Raw genomic sequence first — 21524 nt, 5'->3', positions numbered from 1 at the left:
AGACTAGCGTCATGCCTGAGAACTCCCCCGCCGAGCCCGCTGCCGACTATGTCACAGACATCGGCCTGCGCCGTATCGATCATGTCGGGGTCGCGGTGGCCGACCTCGACGCCGCGATCGACTTCTACACCCGGACGTTCGGCATGCGCTGCGTGCACACCGAGACGAACACCGAGCAGGGGGTCCGCGAGGCGATGCTGGCCGTCGGCCCGACCGCCGAGGGCGGCTGCGTGCAGTTGCTCGCCCCGCTGACCCCCGAGTCGACCATCGCCAGGTTCCTCGACCGCAACGGTCCCGGCGTGCAGCAGGTGGCGTACACCGTGGCGGACATCGACGCGGCCTGCGCGGCGTTGCGGGAACGCGGCCTGCGACTGCTCTACGAGTCGCCCCGGCGCGGCACCGCCGGTTCGCGGATCAACTTCGTCCACCCCAAGGACGCCGGTGGCGTCCTGGTCGAGCTGGTCGAACCCGCCGCGCAGCAGTGACCTCCGCCGGAACGACCGCCAGCACCAAGATCACGCACGATCCCGGAACGAGTGGCATCGTCCCGCAACGGAGACCACTCGATCCCGCAACGAGCAGGCGGACGCACCAGGACGCGCCGTCCAGCGGGCGGACGGGGCGGACCGGCCGTGGGCGGTCGCTGGCCTGACGGACGAGCCGACGATGGCCATTCGGTGAACGCGATTGGCTTTCCACACCGGCGACCACGCGCCCATTCGTCTGATCCGGCCGGGCGGGAAACAAAGCGCGCGGACCCTTTTCCACGTCACGCCCGTGCCGCGCGGCCCGCCCGCGAGCTGGCAAGATCGCCCTCCACCCGGAGCGGTGGAGTTGACCATGTAATACGGGCGGCAAAGGGCCGCCCCACCCTTGCGAAGCACCCCGGGGGGTCTGCCAGTATGTCCCAATGCCCCAGCAGCAGTCCTCCCCTCTCGCGTTCTTCGATAACGCGAACTCGCAGCCTGATTTCACGGTTGGCCTGCGCGGATACAACACCGGTCAGGTCGACGACTTCATCGGCCGGCTGAACGCCGCACTCAGCCAGGCCAACAAGGACCGCGCCGACGCCGAGCAGGCGCTCAACGACGCCCAGCGCCGACTCCGGCAGTCTGAGCAGCGGCTCACCGCCCTCGAACAGAAGCTCACCGACACCAGCAAGCAGCTGGAGGAGAACAGCCGGCCCACGCTCTCCGGCCTCGGCACCCGGGTCGAGCAGATTCTCCGGCTCGCGGAGGAGCAGGCCAACGATCACCGCAACGAAGCCAAGCGGGAGTCGGAGGGCATCCTCTCCGCAGCCCGCCTGGAGGCCCGGGAGATCACCGACAAGGCCCGCGCCGAGGCGGCGGCAATGAAGGCCACCGCCGAGCGGGAGGCGGGCAACGTCCGTACCGCCGCCGAGCGGGAGGCGGCCGAGGTCCGGGTCCAGGCCCGACGCGAGGCCGACACGCTGCGCGCGGACGCCGACCGGGAGACCAAGCAGCTGCGTACGGTGACCGCGCACGAGGTCGCCGAGCTGAAGTCGACCGTCGAGCGGGAGGTCGCCACGCTGCGCGCCACCGCCGAGCGGGAGATCACCCAGCAGCGGGCCAAGGCCGCCCGCGAGGCCGAGGAGAAGCGCGCCGAGGCGACCAAGCTGCTCACCGACGCCCGGGACAAGCGCGACAAGGACCTACAGGCGCTGGAGTTGCAGCTCGCCGAGCGGCGGGAGAAGGCCGAGCGCGAGGAGTCGGAGCGGCACGCCGCCCAGGTCGCGCAGACGCAGAAGCTGGTCGGCGAGGCCGAGCAGCGGGCGCGGGCCGCGCAGGAGCGGGCCAAGGAGATCGAGCAGCGCGCCGAGGCCCGCCGGGTCGAGTCGGAGCGCAACGCGACCGAGACGGTCGAGAAGGCCAAGGCGCTGGCGGAGCGGACGCTGAGCGAGGCGCGCGCCGAGTCGCAGCGTCTGCTGAACGAGGCCCGTACCGAGGCCGAGCTGACCACCCAGGCGGCCCGCCGCGAGGTCGAAGACCTCACCCGGCAGAAGGACGCGGTCACCTCGCAGCTCGGGCAGATGCTCTCCGGCCTGGCCGGCATCGTTCCCGGGGTGCCCAACAACGCCGCCGGGTCGGACAAGCCGGCGGCCAAGAAGGCCGACGGGGCCGAGGAGAAGGTGGCGGCGGAGACCGCCGGCTGACAGGTCGACCGGGGCATGATCCACGGCGCGGGGTGACACCGGGTGACGGTGCCATCCCGCGCCGCCCTGCTTTCCGGGGACATGTCGGGAAGAGTCGCCGGGCGTACGTGAAGTAGCTCCCAACCGAGGCGTCCGTATCGCCCCAGGAGGGCCTGATGCGTGTGAGGATGGGGGCATGTCGCACGGCGAGGATCTGTTCGCGCTCAGCGGAGACGTGACCACCCAGCCCAACTTCGAGTTGGCCCTGCGGGGGTACGACAAACGCCAGGTCGACCGGTACGCCGCTCGTGCGGAGCACGAGATCGAGACGCTGGCGGCCGAACGGGAACAGGCGTACACCCAGATCCACAAGCTGGCCGGTCAGGTCGAGGTGCTCCAACGTGACCTCGCCGCCGTACGCAAGCAGGTGGGTGTGGTGGACCGGGCCGCGTTCCGGCACCTTGGTCCCCGGGTGGAGCAGATCCTGGCGCTGGCCGAGGAGCAGGCCGAGGCGATCGTCAGCGAGGCCAACGAGGAGATCGAGGCGCGTCGGGCCGCCGCCGAGCACATCATCGACGAGGCGCGGGCCGAGGCCGCGAAGGCGCTCAAGGACTTCGAGATCGCCCTCGCCGCCCGCCGGGCCGAGGAGGAGCGGCAGGCCGCCGCGCGCCGGGCCGAGTCGGAGGCCGCCGCCAAGGCCGCCAAGGAGGAGGTCGCCCGGCTGCGCAAGACGGCCCAGGAGGCGCTGGCCCGGGCCGAGCAGGAGGCCACCCAGCTCCGGGACGCCGCCAAGGAGATCCACGCTCGGGCCCAGCAGGAGGCGACCAAGCTGCGCGACGCGGCCCGCGAGGTGCACGCCACCGCCCAGCAGGAGGCGACCCAGCTGCGTGAGGCGGCCAAGGAGGTGCACGCCAAGGCCCAGCAGGAGGCCAAGCGCCTGGTCGACCAGGCCACCGAGGCCGGCCGGGCCACCCACGCCAGGGCCCGCCAGGAAGCCAAGCAGATCATCGACGACGCCGCCGAGGCCGGCCGGGCCGCCCGCAACAAGGCCCGCCAGGAGGCCGAGCGGTTGACCACCCAGGCGAGCGAGGCGGCCAAGCGCACCCGCGCCGAGACCGAGGCGTACGCGCAGCGCATGCGCAGCGAGACCGAGGCGTACGTGCAGCACACCCGGGCCCAGGCGCAGCAGGAACTGGGCGCCTGGCGGGCCGGGGTGGAGAAGGAGGTCAACGGCCGGCGGGCGGCGGCGGACCGGGAACTGGCCGAGCGGAAGGCGACCGCCGAGCGGGAGTTCGCCGGGCGCCGCACCGAGCTGGAGAAGCAGTACAAGACCCGCAACGCCGAGTTGGACGAGCGGATCCGTTCCAGGACCGCCGAGTTGGACGAGCGGCTGCGCAGCCGTACCGCGGAGTTGGAGTCCGGGTTCGAGAGCCGCCGCGCGGAGCTGGAGTCGGAGTACACCGCTCGCAAGAACGAGATCGAGCAGGGCGCCGACCAGGTCCGCCAGGCCGCCGAGACCGAGGCCGCCACGGTGCGCGCCCGCGCCGAGGAGCAGTCGGGCGAGCTGCTGCGGCAGGCCGAGTCCGAGGCCACCGGCAAGCGGCGGGAGGCCGACGAGTACGTCGCCGCCACCCGTCGGGAGGCCGAGGAGTACGCCACCACCATGCGGCGCGAGGCCAAGGAGTTCGCCACCACCTCCCGCCGGGAGGCCGACGAGTACGTCGCCTCGTCCCGTCGCCAGTTCGAGGAGTACGCGGCCACCACCCAGCAGCACCTGGCCACCACGCAGCAGCACCTGGCCGCGACGCAGCAGGAGGCGGCGGCCGGGCGGCAGCAGCTGGCCCAGGTGATGCTGGAGATCGCCAAGGCCCAGCAGCAGCTCGCCGACCTGCGCCAGGAGACCTGGAAGTCCCGGCAGGAGTCCGACGAGTTGCAGCGCAAGCTGCTCGAACTGCGGCTGTCGGCGACCACGACGCCCGACGGCCCGACCTCGCCCGCACCGGCCGGCCTGACCACCCCGGTCGCCGTGGGCACCGCCACCGCCGCCGCGGCCCTCGACGGCTCACCGGTCAACGGCAGCCGCCCGAGCAACGGCACCGCCCCGGCCCTCACCCCGGCCCTCACCCCGGCCGCCACCGTCGACACCGCCCCGGCCCCGGCCGCGACGGCAGCCGCCTCGGCCGACGGCGCCGCCGCCGACCCGGCCGCCACTGTGGGCGGCGACGGTGACACCGCCCCGCCGACGAAGCCGGTCGCCGAGCCGATCACCACGGTCGAGGATGCCTCGCCGACGAAGCCGTCCGCCGAACCGACCACCGTCGACGGTGGTACCGCGAGCGCCGGGGTGGACGGCGAGCCCACGGTGGCCGCTGTTCCCGGCACCGGTGGCCGGGGCGCCACCCCGACGAAGATCACCAGCACCGGTGAGAACGGCAAGCGACCGACGAAGCCGACCACCGACGAACGCACCGCCAAACCAAGCAAGATCACCTCCGACTAGGTCGTGTCTCGAAGCCGGGTGCGGCGGGTCGGTGATCGATAGACGGTGTTGGATGATCGGCGGCGGCGCCGTGGCTGGCAGCCCGGGAGTGGGTTACCTTCAGAGCGCTGATTTCATGGTGAAATAAAAATTTCAGGGTGAAATCACGCCCACCCGCCCCCGTGCACCCTCGCTCGCCGGCTCTCCCGCACCCCGCCTCGCGGTCTCTCCCGCACCCCGCCTCGCCGATCATGGAGTTTCGGTCGCCGATATGCCCGCTATATGGTGCTTTGTTCCGCACAAAACTTCATGATCGGCGGGGATGCAGCAAGCGCGGGACAGAGCGAGGGCACGGGACAGAGCGAGGGCACCGGACAAAGCGAGGGCACGGGACAGAGCGAGGGCACGGGAGGCGGGGTCAGGGGGTTGCCCAGGTGAGGAAGCGGGCGAACAGCGCGGCGGGGGCGGGGGCGTCGTACGGGTTGAGGCGGTAGAGGTCACGCATCGCCTCGTACATCAGGCCGGCCAGGTAGATCGACAGGCCGATCCGGTTTCCGTCGTACTCCACGGTGAGCAGGAGCCGGGCTTGGGCGCACGGCCAGGGCTGGCCGTCGGCACGGCAGCACCACATCGGACGCAGCGGGGTGTGCGGGGGGCCGTCGCCGGCTGCGCGTGGGCGCTCGGGTGCCGGGCCGTCGCCGGGTGTCGGTAGCCGCGTGGTGATCACGGTCGGCCGCCGCTCGCGGGCCGCCGTGCAACGCCATCCGCGCCCCACCGTGCAACGCCGTGCGCGGGGTGCTGCTCGACGCCGTACGCGTCGCAGGGCTGGGCGCGGTTCGTGCGACTTTGCTGGCCTGGGGTCAGCCGGCCGGGGCGGCCGGGGTGTTGGATCGGCAGCGGCCGCGTCGGCTGGCGCATCCAGTCCGGCAGGTGCGCGCCGCGCTGTCGTCGGGGCAGGACCGGCAGGAGCATTGTCGGGCATCGGTACCAGCGGACACGCATGTCGACCTCCGTTAGCGAGCCTGGGTACGGGCTGCTGCCCGTGCGGAGCGGCAGCGACGTACCAGGAGTGGTTGGAAGGGGCCGCCCGCCCGGGGGAATGGGGGGCGGCCCCGGCCAAGACCCGTCCGCGCCCTCCCCGGCAGCGGACGAGCCCGGCATGGCTGACAGTGCTGAGCGGGCCACTACTGTCGGAAGGCATCGAGCCTGGTCGTAGCGCGGCTGCGCAGCCGGCGTGCCGGCTGGGAACGGTGAGCGTTTCTCGGTACGCGATTGTGGAGGAACTGTGGAGGAGTCGACCGCCGACCTGATCCGGGCGCAGCTACGCCGGTTACGGGTGGCCGCCGGGCTGAGTCAGGAGGAGTTCGGCAAGTTGGTGCACTACTCGCCGTCGATGGTCTCGGCCGTCGAGACGGGCAGCCGACCGTACGACCGGCCGTTGCTGGCCCGCGCCGACGAAGTGCTGCGTTCCGGCGGGCTGCTGGCGTCGCTGCTGCGCATCGCCGAGCGGGAGGCCCAGCCCTCCTGGTTCCTGCCCTGGTTTGACGCCCAGACCCAGGCCCGCCAGCTCCGGATCTTCGAGCCCACGTTGATCCCGGGCCTGTTGCAGACCGAGGGTTACGCCCGTGCGGTGATCCGCCGACCCGCCCCAGCTCATCGCGGTCATCGACGAGGCCATCCTGCACCGACACGAAGAGCACTTCCGGTCTGTCATGGTCGAGCAGGTCAAGCACCTGATCGCCGGCACCGAACGGCCGAACGTCAGCGTTCACGTCATCCCACTCAGTGCCGGGCTGCACGTCGGCCTGTACGGGCCGTTTCATCTGGCACGGGGTGCCGACGGGAGCTGGGTGGCGATGATGGAGACTCAGCTGACCGCCGCACCGGCCACGGGAGAGGCGGACTTGGCTACGCTGTTGGCGCGCTGGGAGACGGTGCGCAACGAGGCACTGTCGCGCCAACAGTCGATCGAACTCCTCAAGGAAGTGGCGAAGTCATGGACCTGACCGGCGCGATCTGGCGGACCGCCGTCCGCAGCGCGCATGTCGAATGCGTCGAGGTGGCCGACAACCTGCCCGGCGTGGTCGCGGTCCGCGACAGCAAGGACCGGCAGGGCCCGGTGCTCGCGTTCACCCCGCAGACCTGGCGGGCCTTCGTCGGCCGGCTCAAGCGGCGGTAACCACCGGCCGCTCCGGCCCAGGCCGAGCGGGCCCAGGCCGAGCGGGCCCAGGCCGAGCGGGCCCAGGCCGAGCGGGCCCAGGCCGAGCGGGATCGAGGAACGGCGAGTACAGGGTGGAGCCTGAACGGGGAGGCCGAATGACGCAGGGCGGGCCGGAGCAGTCGCGGCCGGCGACGACGGGTACCGGGGCACCCGACGGACCGGCGACCGGGACGACCCGGGACCGACACGATGCCGCGACGACCGGGACCATCCGGGACCGGCCGGAGACCGCCACCACAGCCCCGGCGCGGCACACCGCACCGTCCAGCCCGGCGCAGCACACCGCACCGCTCGCCGCCGCCGAGACGAACGTACCGTCGGGGGTCGCTCCGGCGCAGCGTACGACGGGTGGGGACGGCAGCCGGTTCGGTACGCCGGGACGGCCGCTGCGGCGCAACAGCTTCCTGGTCGGCTTCACCGGCGCACTCGGCGTACTGTCCGCGTACGCGGTCTATCTGGGCCTGCGCAACGCGGCCGGGATCCTGGTCCTGGTGGTCATCGCGTTGTTCCTCGCGGTGGGCCTGCACCCGGCGGTGGTCCGGCTGCGCGCGTGGGGGCTGCCGCGTGGGCTGGCGGTGGCGACGGTGACGCTGACCGTGCTGGCGTTGCTCTGCGCCGGGGTGCTGGCGCTGGTACCGCCGATCGTGACCCAGTCCGGGCAGTTCCTCGAACAGCTGCCGAGCTACCTGGACGCGCTGCGCCGCAACGAGACGGTCAACGACCTGGCCGTCCGGTTCGACCTGATGCGCCGGGTGCAGGAGGCGGCCAACGCGGACGTGGTCGGTCGGGCGCTGGGCGGCGTGCTCGGCGGTGCCCAACTGGTCTTCGGCACGGTCTTCCGGGTGCTGACCGTGCTGGTACTGACCATCTACTTCCTGGTCTACTTCGACCGGATGCGCGACCTCGGGTACGCGCTGGTGCCGGGCTCCCGCCGGGAGCGGGTGCAGCTGATCGGCGACGAGATCCTGACCAAGGTCGGCGCCTACATGGTCGGCGCGCTGGCCATCGCCGTGCTGGCCGGGGCGACGGCCTTCGTCTTCGCGCTGGCCGTCGGCCTGCCGTACCCGTTCGCGTTGGCCGTGGTCGTCGCGGTCACCGACCTGATCCCGCAGATCGGCGCGACCATCGGCGCGGTCATCGTCAGCCTGGTCGGCTTCGCCACCAGCCCGTCGGTCGGGATCGCCTGCCTGGTCTTCTTCGTGCTCTACCAGCAGATCGAGAACTACCTCATCTATCCCAAGATCATGCGCCGGTCGGTGCACGTCAACGAGGTCGCCGCGCTGGTCGCGGCGCTGCTCGGGGTCGCCCTGCTGGGCGTGATCGGCGCGCTCATCGCCATCCCGACCGTGGCCGCCGTCCAGCTGATCCTGCGCGAGGTGGTGATCCCCCGCCAGGACGCCCGCTGACCGGCACCGAGCCCGGCGGGCCCGCTGACAGCACCCGGTCCGGCGGGTGCCCGCTCACTCGGCCCGGCGCTGCGGTGGGCCCGCCACCGGCGTGTCGGCGAACGCGGCCACCGTCCGGTCGGCGTACGCGCTGGCATCGCCGGTCTCCATCGGCCCGTCCCAGGTCGTCGGCAGCGGCACCGGCACGGCCGGGTTGACCCGCCGGACCACCTCGTCCAGCACCGTCTCGGCGTCGCCGACCCAGAGGTGCTTCGCACCGGGTACGCCGATGACCTCGGCCTGCGGCACCGCCGCGAACCGCTCGCGGGCCTGCTGCGGGCGCAGGTAGTCGTCGAACTCCGGCACCAGCGCGGTCAGCGGCCTGCCCGACTCGGCCCAGTGGGCCAGGTCGGCCGGTTCGGAGAACCGCAGCGGCGGGGAGAGCAGGATCGCGCCGGACACGGACGGATCGGCGCCGTACTTGAGCACCAGGTCGGTGCCGAAGGACCAGCCGAGCAGCCAGATGTTCGGCAGCTCGTGGAACTCGGCGTACTCGATGGCGGCGGCCACGTCGTAGCGCTCGCCGACGGCCGAGTCGAACGCCCCCTCGCTGGTGCCGCGTACGCTGCTGGTGCCCCGGGTGTTGAACCGCAGCACCGCCAGGTCGGCCAGGGCGGGCAGCCGCCAGGCCGCCTTGCGGAACACGTGGCTGTCCATCATGCCGCCGTGGGTGGGCAGCGGGTGCAGGCAGACCAGGGTGGCCACGGGCGCCCGCTCGGCCGGTAGCGCCAGCTCGCCCACCAGGCGCAGGCCGTCCGCCGTGTGCAACTCGATGTCCTCCCGCCGGCCGGGCAGGATCGAGGACGCGCGGATCGGTGCACTCATGCGTCCAGTCTCCCCTGCCCGATCCGGTCGCGCCCGTCGGCCCCCGGGATCGGCGGCGCGCGGTCGGGGCGGTCAGCCGTGCCGGGGTGCGCCACGGCCGCGCTGGATCACCGGTGCCCGGCGGTCCCGGGCCCGCCAGCAGCCGGTGTGCCAGTGCCGCCGGTCGGTCAGGTCGCCCCGGTCGTCGGCCGGCCACGCCACCAGGTGCGCCACCCCGGGCCGGATCTCCTGGTCGCAACCGGGGCAACGGTAGGTCTTGGTGCCGCCGCTGATCGCCCGGACCTGCCAGTCGCCGTCACGCCACTGCTGCACCGACGCGACACCGTGCCGGACGCGTTCGGCGTCCAGCTGCACGGATTCGTCGCGGCGGGGACGGTTACGACGCGGACTCACGTCGTCCAGGGTACGGGCGGTTCGGGCGGTGGTTGCGGGGGCGGTGACGCGCCCTACCCCTGCGCGGCCGGCTGCGCGCGGAAGCCCCGACCCGACTCGCGGCCCAGGTAGCCGGCGGTGACCAGGTTCTCCAGCAGCGGCGCCGGAGCCAGCCCCGGCTCGCGCTGCTCCCGGTACACCCCGCGCAGCACGGCCAGCGCCACGTCCAGCCCGACGGCGTCGAGCAACTCGAACGGGCCGGTCGGGTAGCCGCAGCCCAGCTTCATCGCGTGGTCGATGTCGTCGACGGTCGAGTAGCCGGCCTCCAGCATCCGCACGGCGTCGTTGAGGTACGGGAACAACAGCGCGTCCACGACGAGACCGGACCGGTCGGCACAGAGCACCCCGGTCTTGCCGAGGTCGGCGACGAGGGCGCGGGCGGCGGCGACGGTCTCGGCCGAGGTACGGACCGTCCGCACGATCTCCACCAGCGGGGCGGCCTTCGGCGGCTGGACGAAGTGCAGGCCCACCACGTCGGCCGGGCGGCCGGTGGCCATCGCCGCCTCGATCACCGGCCGCGCCGCGGTGGTGGTGTCCGACGCCACGACCACCAGGTCGACGTCGGCCAGCCCGCTCGGGTCGGCGCCGGCCGGCACCGCGACCACCGGGTGACCGGCGTCGCCGAGGATCCCGACCAGACCCTCGGCCGTCGCCCCGGAACCGACCACGCCGACCTTGCCGACGGCCCGGACGCCGCCGGTCTGCGCCGGTCGCGGGGTCAGTTCGTCCGGTACGACCTTCGACGAGCCCGGCCGCTCGTAGGTGTAGAAGCCCCGGCCGGTCTTGCGGCCCAGCAGCCCCGCGGTGACCATCTGCCGCAGCAGCGGCACCGGGGCGTGCCGGCGGTTGCGGCCGCCCCGCCGGTACATGGTCTCCAGGATCTCGTACGCGGTGTCCAGGCCGATCAGGTCCAGCAGGGCCAGCGGGCCCATCGGCAGGCCACAGCCGAGCTTCATCGCGGCGTCGAGGTCGGCGCGGGTGGCGTACCCGGCCTCGAACATGCCGACGGCCTGGTTGAGGTAGCCGAACAGCAGGGCGTTGGCGATGAAACCGGCCCGGTCGTCGATGGTGACGTCGACCTTGCCGAGCCGGGCGCAGAGCGCCTCCACGTCGGCCACCACGTCGGCGGCGGTGACCACCGTACGCACGATCTCCACCAGCTTCATCACCGGCGCCGGGTTGAAGAAGTGGACGCCGACGACCTGCTGTGGTCGTCCGGTCGACACGGCGATCTCGGTGACGCTCAACGACGAGGTGTTGGTGGCGAGGATCGCCTGGGGGTGGCAGATCCGGTCCAGTTCGGCGAAGAGCCGCTGCTTCACGTCGAGGCGCTCGGGCACCGCCTCGATCACCAGGTCCACCGAGTGCAGCGCGTCCAGCCCGACGGCGAAGTCGACCCGGCCGAGCAGGGCGTCCCGGTCGGCCTCGGCGAGCTTGCCCCGGGAAACCGCGCGGTCGGTCGAGCCGGTCAGGTTGGCCCGGCCCCGGTCCAGGGCCGCCGCGGAGACCTCCACGGCCACCACGGGGACGCCGTTGCGGGCGAACACCTCGACGATGCCGGCACCCATGGTGCCCAGACCCACCACACCGACCCTGGTGAACTCGCGCGTCACGCCTGGCCCCCCTGTCCGATCCGGGCGGCCGGTACGTTAACGACCGCTAAGGTTACGCGGGCGAGTCTGCCACGTAGCGGGCGGCCGTCGAGGCGCGGGGCGCCGGCGTCGGGCCCGTGGGGGCGATCGGCAGCGCCAGCGTGGTACGCCGCTCCTGGCGGGGCACCCCGAAGCTCAGGCCCACCGGGTCGGTCCGCGCCAACCCGGGGTCGAAGAAGCGCAACTCCGTCTGACCGATCCGGATCACGTCACCGTCGGTGAGCCGAGCCACCCCGGTGGTACGGAGTTCGTTCACCCAGGTGCCGTTGGTCGAACCGAGATCAACCACCGATACCCCCTCGCCGGCCAGCCAGATCTCGGCGTGCCGACGGCTCAGGTGCGGATCGTGCACGACGATGTCGACCGCCGGGTCACGACCGATCACCAGCGGCTGGTGACCCAACCGGAACCCGAGCCCGCGCATCGGCCCGGTAGCCACCGTGAGCAGCGGCAACAGCTGCGGATGTTCCTCCATGCCCCGTCCGACCTCCACCCCGTACGACCACCCCGCGTCAGCCTGCCATCACCAAGCGTCCACCTCCACTGCCCGGGCGGGCACCGATAAGTAACCGGGAAGACACTTGCCGCTGGCTCCTTACGGTGCGTGAACCCCGCCCGGTGAACCGGCGCCGGCCCGGCCCGACTGCCGTACCGGCGAGTAGGTCTCAGGTCTAGACTTCCGCCATGACGGCTCCGCAACTGCCGGGCACCCCGGTCATCGAGGGCGACCACCTTATCTCGACCAACCCGGCGACCGGCGAGGAGGCCGGCCGGGTGCCGCTCTCCACCGTGGTCGACGTCGAACGGACCGTCGAACGGGCCCGCACCGCCGGCCAGTGGTGGGCCGGACTCGGCTTCGACGGGCGACGCGACCGGCTGCTGCGCTGGCGTCGCCTGCTCGCCCAGCGGATGGAGCAGCTCGCGGAGCTGGTGCACGCCGAGGGCGGCAAGCCCGTCCCCGACGCCCTCGTCGAGATCGTGACCTCGGTGGAGCACGTCGACTGGGCGGCCCGCAACGCCCGCCGGGTGCTCGGTCACCGCCGGGTCCGCTCGCGGCTCATCCTGGCCGAGTTCTCCGCCCACCTGGAATACCAGCCGTACGGCGTGGTCGGCGTCATCGGCCCCTGGAACTACCCCGTCTTCACCCCGATCGGCTCCGCCGCGTACGCGCTGGCCGCCGGCAACGCGGTGGTCTTCAAGCCCAGCGAGTACACCCCGGTGGTCGGGCAGTGGCTGGTCGACACGTTCGCCGAGGTGGTACCCGAGCAACCCGTCTTCAGCACGGTGCACGGGCTGGCCGAGGTCGGCGCGGCGCTGTGCCGCGCCGGGGTCGACAAGCTCGCCTTCACCGGTTCCACCGCCACCGCGAAGAAGGTGATGGCGGCCTGCGCCGAGTCGCTGACCCCGGTGTTGATCGAGGCCGGCGGCAAGGACGCGATGATCGTCGACGTCGACGCCGACCTGGACGCAGCCGCCGAGGCATGTGTCTGGGGTGCGATGACCAACGCCGGGCAGACCTGCATCGGCATCGAGCGGGTCTACGTCGTGGAGCCGGCCTTCGACGCCTTCGTCGACCGCGTGGTGGAGCGCGCCGGCCGGCTCACCGTCGGCCCGCAGGACGCCGACGTCGGCCCGATCACCATGCCGAGCCAGCTGGACGTCATCCGCCGGCACATCGCCGACGCGCTGGAGCGGGGCGGTCGCGCCGTGCTCGGCGGGCCGGACGCGGTACGACCGCCGTACGCCCACCCGACGGTGCTGGTCGACGTGCCGGAGGACGCCGCCGCGGTCCGCGAGGAGACGTTCGGCCCGACGCTGACGATCAACCGGGTGGGTACCGCCGACGAGGCCCTCGCCCTGGCCAACGCCCTGCCGTACGGCCTGGGCGGCTCGGTCTTCGGCCGCCGCCGCGCGGTCGCCATCGCCCGGCGCCTGCGCTCCGGCATGGCCTCGATCAACTCGACCCTCACCTTCGCCGGCATGTCCACCCTGCCGTTCGGCGGCGTCGGCGAGTCGGGCTTCGGCCGCATCCACGGCGAGGACGGGCTACGCGAGTTCGGCCGGGCCAAGGCGGTGACCCGCCGCCGGGCCCGCTCGGCGCTGCCCTCGACCACCTTCGAACGCACCCCGGCCGACATCGCCCGCCTGGTGAAGGCGGTCAAGATGCTGTACGGCCGGAAGCTCTAGAAGAGGGTCAGCTCGTCGCGTTCGATGCCGCGCAGCCGGTCGTAGTCCACCACCACGCACCGGATCCCCCGGTCGGTGGCGAGCACCCGGGCCTGCGGCTTGATCTCCTGCGCGGCGAAGACCCCGGCCACCGGGGCGAGCAGCGGATCGCGGTTGAGCAGTTCGAGGTACCGGGTGAGCTGCTCGACACCGTCGATCTCGCCCCGGCGCTTCACCTCGACCGCGACCGTGCCCTGGTCGGCGTCCCGGCAGAGCAGGTCCACCGGACCGATGGCGGTCATGTACTCCCGGCGGACCAGCGTGTAGCCCTCGCCCAGCGTCTCCGGGTTGGCGGCCAGCAACTCCTGTAGGTGTGCCTCGACACCGTCCTTGCGCAGCCCCGGGTCGACACCCAGGTCGTACGAGGTGTCCTGGAAGATCTCCTCCAGGGTGATCCGCAGCTCCTCACCGGCCTTGTTGACCACCCGCCAGACTCCCGGCGCCTCCTGGAGCCGACAGGGCGGGCTCATCCAGTTCAACGGCTTGTACGCCCGGTCGTCGGCGTGGATGGACACCGACCCGTCCGCCTTCACCATCAGCAACCGGGTGGCCAGCGGCAGGTGGGCCGAGAGCCGTCCGACATAGTCCACCGAGCACTTCGCAATCACCAACCGCACCCGACGAGGGTAGCGGAGACCCCCGGGATCGCCACCGAGCGCCACTGGCGTGCCGGTGCCATGCTGAACTGGTGCTCGAACTGCTCACCGGTACCGGTCTGGCCGCCTCGGCGGGACTGAACGCCTACATCCCACTGCTGACGATGGGGCTGCTGGCCCGCTACACCAGCGTGATCGACCTGCCCGGCAGCTGGCAGTGGCTGGGCAACGGCTGGGTGCTGGCGATCCTGACCGTACTGTTCGCGGTCGAGGTCGTCGCGGACAAGGTCCCGGTGGTGGACCACGTCAACGACGTGGTCCAGACGGTGGTCCGGCCGACCGCGGGCGGGCTGGCGTTCGGCGCGGGCTCGGCCTCCGAGACGGTCACCGTGACCGACCCCGGCAGCTTCTTCGGCAGTACGGGCCAGTGGCTTCCGGTACTCGTCGGTGTACTCATCGCCCTCGGCATCCACCTGCTCAAGTCCGCCGCCCGACCGATCATCAACGCCACCACGGCCGGGATCGGCGCCCCGGTGGCGAGTACCGCCGAGGATGCCACCAGCGTGCTGATGTCCCTCGTCGCGATCGTCCTGCCGGTGCTGGTGCTGGTGTTCCTGGTCGGGTTCGTCCTCTTCCTGCCCTGGTTCCTGCGCCGCCGGGCGGAACGCCGCCGTGAGCGCCAGGCCGCCCGGGCCGCCGGTTTCCGGGTCTGACCCGGCGGTCACCCGGACGGTCCCGACCGCGGGTGTCGCCGGCCCCGGCGGGTTGACATCATCTGCGGGTGTCCGCGAGAACTTCCCGCGTTTCGCTCATCGCGACGTCCGCCGCCGTGGTCGGCGCGGTCACCCTGCTGATCACCCTGAACCCGCTCGGCGGACGCGACGGCGACCCCGCCGGGCTACCACCGGCCGGCTCCGCCGAGAGCACGGCGACCGCCGTCTGGGCCGAGGCGGGCCAGGATCCACCCGTGGCCTCCGCACCCGGGCCATCCGCACCCGGGCCACCGTCCGCCGGGGCGCCGGAGCCGGGACGGTCGGGCCCGACACCGGCCGGCGACCAGCCCGGCGCCACCCGGCCCGGCACGCTGCCCCCGGTGCTCGACCACGGCCCGCGCAGCGGCAACAAGGTGGCGCTCACCTTCGACGCGGACATGACCGACGCCATGCTGCGCCAGCTGCGCAACGGCACCGTCCGCTCGTACGCCAACCTGAAGATCGTCGACCGGTTGGAGCGCGACGGCGTCCCGGCCACGTTCTTTCTCACCGGCAAGTGGGTCGAGCAGTACCCGGAGGTGACCCGCCGGCTCGCCGCCAATCCCCACTTCGAGCTGGCCAACCACACCTACGGGCACCTGGCCTTCACCGCGGACTGCTACGGCCTGCCCCGCATCGACCGGCGGCGGATGACCGCCGACGTGGCCCGCACCTTCGACCTGGTGAACGCCTACGGCGGCCGACAGACCCGGTACTTCCGCTTTCCCGGGCTCTGCCACGACCGTGCCGCGCTGACCGAACTCGCCCCGCTCGGTCTCACCGTGGTCGACGGTGACGTGGTGAGCGGCGACCCCTTCGCGACCGCCTGGCAGCCGATCGTCCGGGCGGTGCTGGACGAGGTCCGGCCCGGGTCGGTCGTCGTGCTGCACGTGACGGAGGCCAACGCCCCGATGACCGACGAGGCCCTGCCGCACATCCTGGCCGGACTCGCCGAACGCGGCCTCGAACCGGCCCCGCTGTCGGAGGTCCTCGCCGCCCCACCCGCCCCGCGGTCCTAGCTTCCTGCGGCGCTGCCGCCGCCCGCTCCTGCCGTCCCTCCCCCGGTCCCTGTCGAGCTGCACCGCTTGCGCTATCAGTTCGACACCACCGATACCCCGAATCCCGGCGAACCCGGCCGCCGCGTAGCGCCGAAAGCCTAAAATCGGGGCATAACCTAGGAGGGGGTCGTAATGACCGCAGCAATGGAGATGCCGCGCGTCCAGGAGTGTGTGGTGGCGGCCTGCGCGTACAACCACACCGGCGACTGCCACGCCTTCGCCATCACCATCGGCAGCATGGACCACGCACACTGCCACACCTTCATCGAGATGCCCGCCGTCCGGGCGGGGGCCGACGGGCAGACCGCCCAGGTCGGCGCTTGCCAGCGGGCCGACTGCCGACACAACGAGCAGTTGGAGTGCCACGCACCAGCGATCCGGGTCGGCCCGGACGCCGACATGGCCGACTGTATGACCTACAGCCACCGCTGAGCGAGAACCACCACCCCGGTGCGGACGACGGACTCCGGCAGGTCGCACACTTGACGGCATGAGTGACGACGTCGCGATCCGCGTCCGGGGGCTGCGCAAGGCGTACGGCGACAACGTCGCGGTGGCCGACCTCGACCTGGACGTCCACCGGGGCGAGGTGTTCGCGCTGCTCGGGCCGAACGGCGCCGGGAAGACCACCACCGTGGAGATCCTGGAGGGCTACCGGCACCGGGACGCCGGTGAGGTACAGGTGCTCGGCATCGACCCCGGCGCCGCCGCGCGCGGCTCGGCCGCCCGTACCGTCGGCAACGCCGGGCGGGACTGGCGGTCCCGGGTCGGCATCGTGCTCCAGGGCACCGGCGAGTTCGACGAGTTGACCGTCGCCGAGGTGGTGCACCACTTCGCCGGCTTCTACCCGGACGCCGACGACCCGGACAAGGTGATCGCCCGGGTCGGGCTGGCCGGCAAGGCCCGCGCCCGTACGCACACCCTCTCCGGCGGGCAGAAGCGCCGGCTGGACGTGGCGCTGGGCATCATCGGCCGCCCCGAACTGCTCTTCCTCGACGAGCCGACCACCGGCTTCGACCCGGAGGCCCGACGCGAGTTCTGGGAGCTGATCCGGGACCTCGCCGCCGCCGGCACCACCATCGTGCTCACCACGCACTACCTGGACGAGGCCGAGGCGCTCGCCGACCGGGTCGGTGTGATCGCCGCCGGTCGACTGGTCGAGGTGGCCCCGCCGAACCGGCTGGGCAACCGGCAGGAGGCGCTGGCCACGGTCTCCTGGCGTACGCCGGAGGGCAAGCTGGAGAGCGAGCGGAGCGCGACGCCGACGGCGCTGGTGACCGAACTGGCGGCGCGCTTCGCCGGTGAGGTGCCCGGCCTGACCGTCACCCGGCCCACCCTCGAGGACATCTACCTGCAGATGATCGGACACCGATGACCACCACCACGAAGCCGGCCGCCCCGGTCACCGCCGTCGCACCGAACCGGCGGCCCGGACCGGCCAGGCTCGCCCTGCGGCAGGGGCGGCTGGAGATCCGGCAGTTCCTGCGCAGCCGGGAGTCCGTGGTCTTCACCCTGGGCTTCCCGATCATCATGGTGCTGATCTTCGCCTCGATCTTCGACGACGACCTCGGCTCCGGCGTGAGCTACACGCAGTACTTCATCACCGGCATGATCGCGACCGGCCTGATGACGGTCAGCTTCCAGAACCTCGGCATCTGGATCCCCATCGAGCGGGACCGGGGCGTGCTCAAACGCTATCGGGGCACGCCGATGCCGAAGTGGGTCTGGTTCGCCGGCAAGGTACTGATGGTGCTGGTGATCGGCGTGGTGATGACCGCCCTGCTGCTCGCCGTCTCGGTGGCCCTGTTCGACCTGCGACTGCCGAGCACCACGGCCGCCTGGCTGACCTTCGGCTGGGTCAGCGCGCTCGGGATCACCGCCTGCACCCTGTGCGGCATCGCGATCTCGTCGCTGGCCCGTACCGCCCGCAGCGGCTCGGCGGTAGTCACCCCGATCGCGCTGGTGCTCCAGTTCATCTCCGGGGTGTTCTTCGTCTTCACCAACCTGCCGACCTGGATGCAGCAGGTGGCGGCGATCTTCCCGCTCAAGTGGATGTGCCAGGGACTGCGGGCGGTCTTCCTGCCGGAGAGCTTCGGCGCCCAGGAGCCGGGCGGCTCGTTCGAGCTGACCCGGGTCGCCCTGGTGCTCGGCGCCTGGTGCGTGATCGGCCTGGTGCTCTGCCTGACCACCTTCCGCTGGACCAGCCGCCGCGACGGCTGAGGGCGCGAGGAAGGGCCCGGTCGACGGGCCCTTCCCGACCCACCCTCAGTACGAGTAGAAGCCCTGGCCGGACTTGCGGCCCAGGTCACCGGCGGTGGCCATGCGCTGGAGCAGCTCCGGCGGGAAGAACTTCTCGTCGGCCGTGTCGGTGTAGATGTTGCGGGTGGCGTTGAGCAACACGTCGACACCGGTGAGGTCGACGGTGGCGAGCGGACCCATGGCGTGCCCGAAGCCGAGCTTGCAGGCGGTGTCCAGATCCTCGGCGGAGATCACGCCCGCCTCGACCAGCCGTACCGCCTCCATCGCCAGGGCACAGATCAGCCGGGTGGTGACGAAGCCGGCGATGTCCCGGTTGACCACCACCACCGTCTTGCCGATCTCCTCGGCGAACGCCTTCGCCCCGTCGAGCGTGGCGTCGCTGGTCTTGTAGCCGCGGACCAGCTCGCAGAGCTTCATCATCGGCACCGGCGAGAAGAAGTGGGTGCCGACGACCGACTCGGGACGGTCGGTCACCGCCGCGATCTGGGTCACCGGGATGGCCGAGGTGTTGGTGGCCAGGATCGCGTCCGTACGACAGATCTTGTCCAGCGCGCGGAACACCTCGTGCTTGATCTCCAGCTTCTCGAAGACCGCCTCGACCACGATGTCCGCGTCGGCCGCCGCCTCCAGGTCGGTGGTCCGGGTGATCCGCCCGAGCGCCGCCTCGACGTCGTCGGTGGAGATCTTCCCCTTCTCGGCGAACCTCCCCAACGACTTGCGGATGCCGTCCACGCCACGCTGTGTCGCCGCGTCGTCCAAGTCCCGCAGGGTCACCTGCCAGCCTGCCTGCGCCGCCACCTGGGCGATGCCCGAGCCCATCAGCCCGGCACCGATGACCGCGAGTCGACCCGCCATCTGTCTCTCCCTCGCTGCACTTGAGTGTCTGCCTGCACCCTAGTCGGCGAGCCTGAACGACAGCTAAGGCGGCATCGGTCGAGCCGACGACGGTCAGCTCCGGCTACTCCGGTGCCGCGACAGTCAGATGGTCAGCTCCGGTTCCTCCGGTGCGGTGGCCCGCTCGACCTCGATGCCGAGCGCCCGCAGGTCGGCGACGAAGTCGGGATAGCCCCGGTCCACGTGGTGCACGTGCGACACCTCGGTCACCCCGTCGGCGCAGAGCCCAGCGATGATCAGACCAGCGCCGGCCCGGATGTCGGTGGCGCGTACCGGCGCACCGGAGAGCCGCTCCCGGCCGCGTACCACCGCGTGGTGCCCGTCGGTCTTGATGTCCGCGCCGAGACGCATCATCTCGTTGGCGAACATGAACCGGCCGTCGAAGATGTTCTCGGTGATCAGGGAGGCGCCCTCGCTGAGCGCGGCCAGCCCGATCGCCATCGGCAGCAGGTCGGTGGCGAAGCCCGGATACGGCAGGGTCACCACGTCCACCGCCCGCGGCCGGTCGTCCATGCGTACCCGGAAGGCATCCGCCCGGGTCTCCACCAGCCCACCGGCCGCGACCACCTTGTCCAACGCGACCTGCAGGAACGCCGGGTCGACGCCGGTCACGGTGACGTCGCCGCGGGTCATCGCCGCGCCGAAGGCCCAGGTCCCGGCGACGATCCGGTCCCCCACCGTGGCGTGCCGGACCGGCTGCAACCGGGGCACGCCCACCACCGTGATCGTGGACGTCCCCTCCCCCTCGATCAGCGCGCCCATCCGGATGAGCATGGTGCAGATGTCCACGATCTCCGGCTCACGGGCGGCGTTGTCGATCACGGTGGTGCCGTCGGCCAGTACCGCCGCCATCAGCAGGTTCTCGGTCGCGCCGACGCTCGGGAAGTCCAGCGCGATCTCCGCGCCGTGCAGGCCGTGCGGCGCCGAGGCGATCACGAAGCCGTGTTCGCCGGAGATGTCCGCGCCCATCCGGGTCAGCCCGGAGATGTGCATGTCCAGCCCGCGCGAACCGATCGCGTCGCCACCCGGGTGGGCCACCCGCACGTACCCGCGCCGGGCCAACAGCGGACCGAGCACGCAGATCGACGCACGCAGCCGGCGGACCAGGTCGTAGTCGGCCTCCACCCCCGGCTGCTCCGGCACGTCGATGACGACCGACCGCGAGCGGGCCACCCCGCCACTGGCCACCATCGGATCCACCGGCTCGTCCGCGTCGAACCGTACGCCGCAACCGAGGCGCCGCAGCACCTCACCCATGATCGCGATGTCGGTGATCCGGGGGACGTTGGTGATCACGCTCCGGCCGGGTGCGAGCAACGCGGCGGCCATCAACTTCAGCGCCGAGTTCTTCGCACCGACCACGTGTACGGTGCCGGCGAGCCGGGCCCCGCCGCGTACCCGGATGACATCGACGTCGGAGACCGCCGCGTCACCCGCGTCACCCGGTCCGACCCCGGCGGACCAGCCCGTTCCCGTCTCCGGCCGGGCCGGGATGGTCAGGTCTGGTATCCGTAGGCTGTGCGTCATGGCCGTCCACCTCACGCGCATCTACACCAAGGCCGGCGACGCCGGCATGACCAGGCTGAGCAACAACGAACAGGTGCCGAAGACAGACCCGCGGATCTCCGCGTACGCCGACGTCGACGAGTGCAACGCGGCGATCGGCGTGGCCCTCGCCCTCGGCCAACTCGGCGACGACCTGCGGACCGCGCTCGGGCAGATCCAGAACGACCTGTTCGACGTGGGGGCGGACCTGTCCACCCCGGTGGAACCCGACCCGAAGTACCCGCCGCTGCGGGTGACCGAGGAGTACGTCGAGCGACTAGAGGGCTGGTGCGACGAGTACAACGCGCGCCTGAGCAAGCTCGACTCCTTCATCCTCCCCGGCGGCACCGCGGGCGCGGCACTGCTACACGCGGCGCGGACGATCGCCCGGCGCGCCGAGCGGTCGGCGTGGGCTCTCGTCGCACACGACCCCGACCGGACCAGCCACCTCCCGGCAAAGTATCTCAACCGGCTGTCGGATCTGCTCTTTATCCTGTCAAGAACGGCAAATCCGGACGGCGACGTGCTATGGGTCCCCGGCGGAGGCCGGTGACGCTCGGAGCGCTGCACCACGTGGAGGTGTGGGTACCCGACCTGGGCGCGGCAATGCACAGCTGGGGCTGGCTCCTCGGAAAACTGGGCTGGACGCCGTTCCAGGAATGGTCGGCCACGATCGGCTTGCCCCGGGGCTCAACCACCTGGCCTTCCACGCCGGGCCACCCACCGACGTGGACCAGCTGGTCACCGAGGCACCGGCGTACGGCTGGGAACTACTCTTCCCGGACCGTCATCCGTACGCCGGTGGCCCGGACAGCTATGCGGCTTACCTGACGAACGCCGAGGGGTACGAGATCGAGCTGGTCGCATCCGCAGAACCGCCAGGCTAGATCCGAGGAGGCCCGGCTCACCCACATCCCGGCCCGGCCGAGGACCGGGCGGGGTATGCCGATGGCCGGCACCCGGGTTCGGGTGCCGGCCATCGGTGTGT

At 72.0% G+C, this 21524-nt stretch carries 20 protein-coding genes and 2 pseudogenes; 14 read left to right on the top strand and 8 right to left on the bottom strand.

Going from position 1 to position 21524, the window contains the following annotated elements:
• Positions 1 to 11: 11 nt before the first annotated feature.
• From mce to D2L64_RS19060, 3 genes are all read left to right on the top strand, one after another.
• Positions 12 to 485, top strand: a complete 474-nt coding sequence (mce, locus tag D2L64_RS19070) for a methylmalonyl-CoA epimerase (protein ID WP_119578454.1) — start codon at positions 12 to 14, stop codon at positions 483 to 485.
• Positions 486 to 910: 425 nt separating this feature from the next.
• Positions 911 to 2173, top strand: coding sequence for a DivIVA domain-containing protein (locus D2L64_RS19065; RefSeq protein WP_119578452.1), 1263 nt, complete (start codon positions 911 to 913; stop codon positions 2171 to 2173).
• Positions 2174 to 2348: 175 nt separating this feature from the next.
• Complete coding sequence (locus tag D2L64_RS19060; protein ID WP_119578450.1) at positions 2349 to 4652, top strand: coiled-coil domain-containing protein; 2304 nt, start codon at positions 2349 to 2351, stop codon at positions 4650 to 4652.
• A 397-nt stretch (positions 4653 to 5049) separates the two neighbouring features.
• On the opposite strand, the gene D2L64_RS19055 is transcribed toward D2L64_RS19060, so the two are convergent.
• A complete protein-coding gene (locus tag D2L64_RS19055) occupies positions 5050 to 5358 on the bottom strand; it encodes a hypothetical protein (RefSeq protein ID WP_119578448.1) in 309 nt (102 codons plus the stop codon).
• Positions 5359 to 5865: 507 nt separating this feature from the next.
• Here D2L64_RS19055 and D2L64_RS19050 point away from each other — a divergent pair.
• The 3 genes and pseudogenes from D2L64_RS19050 to D2L64_RS19040 all read left to right on the top strand — a co-directional run bounded on the left by D2L64_RS19050 (position 5866) and on the right by D2L64_RS19040 (position 8258).
• Positions 5866 to 6637: pseudogene (locus D2L64_RS19050) on the top strand (helix-turn-helix domain-containing protein).
• Positions 6628 to 6810 (top strand): DUF397 domain-containing protein, encoded by a 183-nt coding sequence (locus D2L64_RS19045; RefSeq protein WP_119578446.1) that lies wholly within the window; start codon positions 6628 to 6630, stop codon positions 6808 to 6810. The pseudogene D2L64_RS19050 and the gene D2L64_RS19045 overlap by 10 nt, the downstream one beginning before the upstream one ends.
• 137 nt (positions 6811 to 6947) lie before the next feature.
• Positions 6948 to 8258 (top strand): AI-2E family transporter, encoded by a 1311-nt coding sequence (locus D2L64_RS19040; protein WP_233559037.1) that lies wholly within the window; start codon positions 6948 to 6950, stop codon positions 8256 to 8258.
• A 54-nt stretch (positions 8259 to 8312) separates the two neighbouring features.
• On the opposite strand, the gene D2L64_RS19035 is transcribed toward D2L64_RS19040, so the two are convergent.
• The 4 genes from D2L64_RS19035 to D2L64_RS19020 all read right to left on the bottom strand — a co-directional run bounded on the left by D2L64_RS19035 (position 8313) and on the right by D2L64_RS19020 (position 11681).
• Entirely contained in the window at positions 8313 to 9122 is an 810-nt protein-coding gene (locus tag D2L64_RS19035; protein ID WP_119578444.1) for an alpha/beta hydrolase, read from the bottom strand.
• 72 nt (positions 9123 to 9194) lie between these two features.
• Positions 9195 to 9476 carry a hypothetical protein gene (locus D2L64_RS19030; RefSeq protein WP_119578442.1) on the bottom strand — a complete coding sequence of 94 codons (282 nt, stop codon included), beginning with the start codon at positions 9474 to 9476 and terminating at the stop codon, positions 9195 to 9197.
• A gap of 92 nt (positions 9477 to 9568) precedes the next feature.
• Positions 9569 to 11167 (bottom strand): 3-hydroxyacyl-CoA dehydrogenase family protein, encoded by a 1599-nt coding sequence (locus D2L64_RS19025; RefSeq protein WP_119578440.1) that lies wholly within the window; start codon positions 11165 to 11167, stop codon positions 9569 to 9571.
• A 52-nt stretch (positions 11168 to 11219) separates the two neighbouring features.
• Positions 11220 to 11681, bottom strand: a complete 462-nt coding sequence (locus D2L64_RS19020) for an FHA domain-containing protein (RefSeq protein WP_119578584.1) — start codon at positions 11679 to 11681, stop codon at positions 11220 to 11222.
• 209 nt (positions 11682 to 11890) lie between these two features.
• Here D2L64_RS19020 and D2L64_RS19015 point away from each other — a divergent pair, with 209 nt between their 5' ends.
• The gene (locus tag D2L64_RS19015) at positions 11891 to 13393 is read left to right on the top strand and encodes an aldehyde dehydrogenase family protein (RefSeq protein WP_119578438.1); all 1503 of its coding nucleotides are present in this window, start codon (positions 11891 to 11893) and stop codon (positions 13391 to 13393) included.
• Here the strand turns inward: D2L64_RS19015 and nucS are convergent.
• Entirely contained in the window at positions 13390 to 14049 is a 660-nt protein-coding gene (gene nucS / locus D2L64_RS19010) for an endonuclease NucS (RefSeq protein WP_119578436.1), read from the bottom strand. The two genes, D2L64_RS19015 and nucS, sit on opposite strands and share 4 nt — an antisense overlap.
• 71 nt (positions 14050 to 14120) lie before the next feature.
• Here nucS and D2L64_RS19005 point away from each other — a divergent pair, with 71 nt between their 5' ends.
• From D2L64_RS19005 to D2L64_RS18985, 5 genes are all read left to right on the top strand, one after another.
• A complete protein-coding gene (locus D2L64_RS19005; RefSeq protein ID WP_119578434.1) occupies positions 14121 to 14741 on the top strand; it encodes a DUF4126 domain-containing protein in 621 nt (206 codons plus the stop codon).
• Between the two features lie 68 nt (positions 14742 to 14809).
• Positions 14810 to 15799: a polysaccharide deacetylase family protein gene (locus tag D2L64_RS19000; protein ID WP_233559036.1), complete on the top strand. Its 990-nt coding sequence runs from the start codon at positions 14810 to 14812 to the stop codon at positions 15797 to 15799.
• A gap of 171 nt (positions 15800 to 15970) precedes the next feature.
• The gene (locus tag D2L64_RS18995; protein WP_119578432.1) at positions 15971 to 16270 is read left to right on the top strand and encodes a DUF1540 domain-containing protein; all 300 of its coding nucleotides are present in this window, start codon (positions 15971 to 15973) and stop codon (positions 16268 to 16270) included.
• Between the two features lie 58 nt (positions 16271 to 16328).
• A complete protein-coding gene (locus D2L64_RS18990; RefSeq protein WP_119578430.1) occupies positions 16329 to 17213 on the top strand; it encodes an ABC transporter ATP-binding protein in 885 nt (294 codons plus the stop codon).
• Positions 17210 to 18058 carry an ABC transporter permease gene (locus D2L64_RS18985; RefSeq protein ID WP_119578428.1) on the top strand — a complete coding sequence of 283 codons (849 nt, stop codon included), beginning with the start codon at positions 17210 to 17212 and terminating at the stop codon, positions 18056 to 18058. The genes D2L64_RS18990 and D2L64_RS18985 overlap by 4 nt, the downstream gene beginning before the upstream one ends.
• 45 nt (positions 18059 to 18103) lie before the next feature.
• Here the strand turns inward: D2L64_RS18985 and D2L64_RS18980 are convergent, their stop codons facing one another.
• Both D2L64_RS18980 and murA read right to left on the bottom strand, forming a co-directional pair.
• A complete protein-coding gene (locus tag D2L64_RS18980) occupies positions 18104 to 18952 on the bottom strand; it encodes a 3-hydroxyacyl-CoA dehydrogenase family protein (RefSeq protein ID WP_119578426.1) in 849 nt (282 codons plus the stop codon).
• Between the two features lie 123 nt (positions 18953 to 19075).
• A complete protein-coding gene (murA, locus tag D2L64_RS18975) occupies positions 19076 to 20518 on the bottom strand; it encodes a UDP-N-acetylglucosamine 1-carboxyvinyltransferase (protein ID WP_119578424.1) in 1443 nt (480 codons plus the stop codon).
• Here murA and D2L64_RS18970 point away from each other — a divergent pair.
• Both D2L64_RS18970 and D2L64_RS18965 read left to right on the top strand, forming a co-directional pair.
• The gene (locus D2L64_RS18970; protein WP_119578422.1) at positions 20517 to 21089 is read left to right on the top strand and encodes a cob(I)yrinic acid a,c-diamide adenosyltransferase; all 573 of its coding nucleotides are present in this window, start codon (positions 20517 to 20519) and stop codon (positions 21087 to 21089) included. The two genes, murA and D2L64_RS18970, sit on opposite strands and share 2 nt — an antisense overlap.
• Positions 21065 to 21423, top strand: a pseudogene (locus D2L64_RS18965) (VOC family protein). Before D2L64_RS18970 ends, D2L64_RS18965 begins: the two are co-directional and overlap by 25 nt.
• Positions 21424 to 21524: the final 101 nt, after the last annotated feature.

It is taken from the genome of Micromonospora radicis (genome assembly GCF_003583405.1).
GTDB lineage: Bacteria > Actinomycetota > Actinomycetes > Mycobacteriales > Micromonosporaceae > Micromonospora > Micromonospora radicis.
The sequence above is the reverse complement of the archived record's forward strand: the minus strand, read 5'-3'. Positions and strand labels throughout refer to the sequence as shown.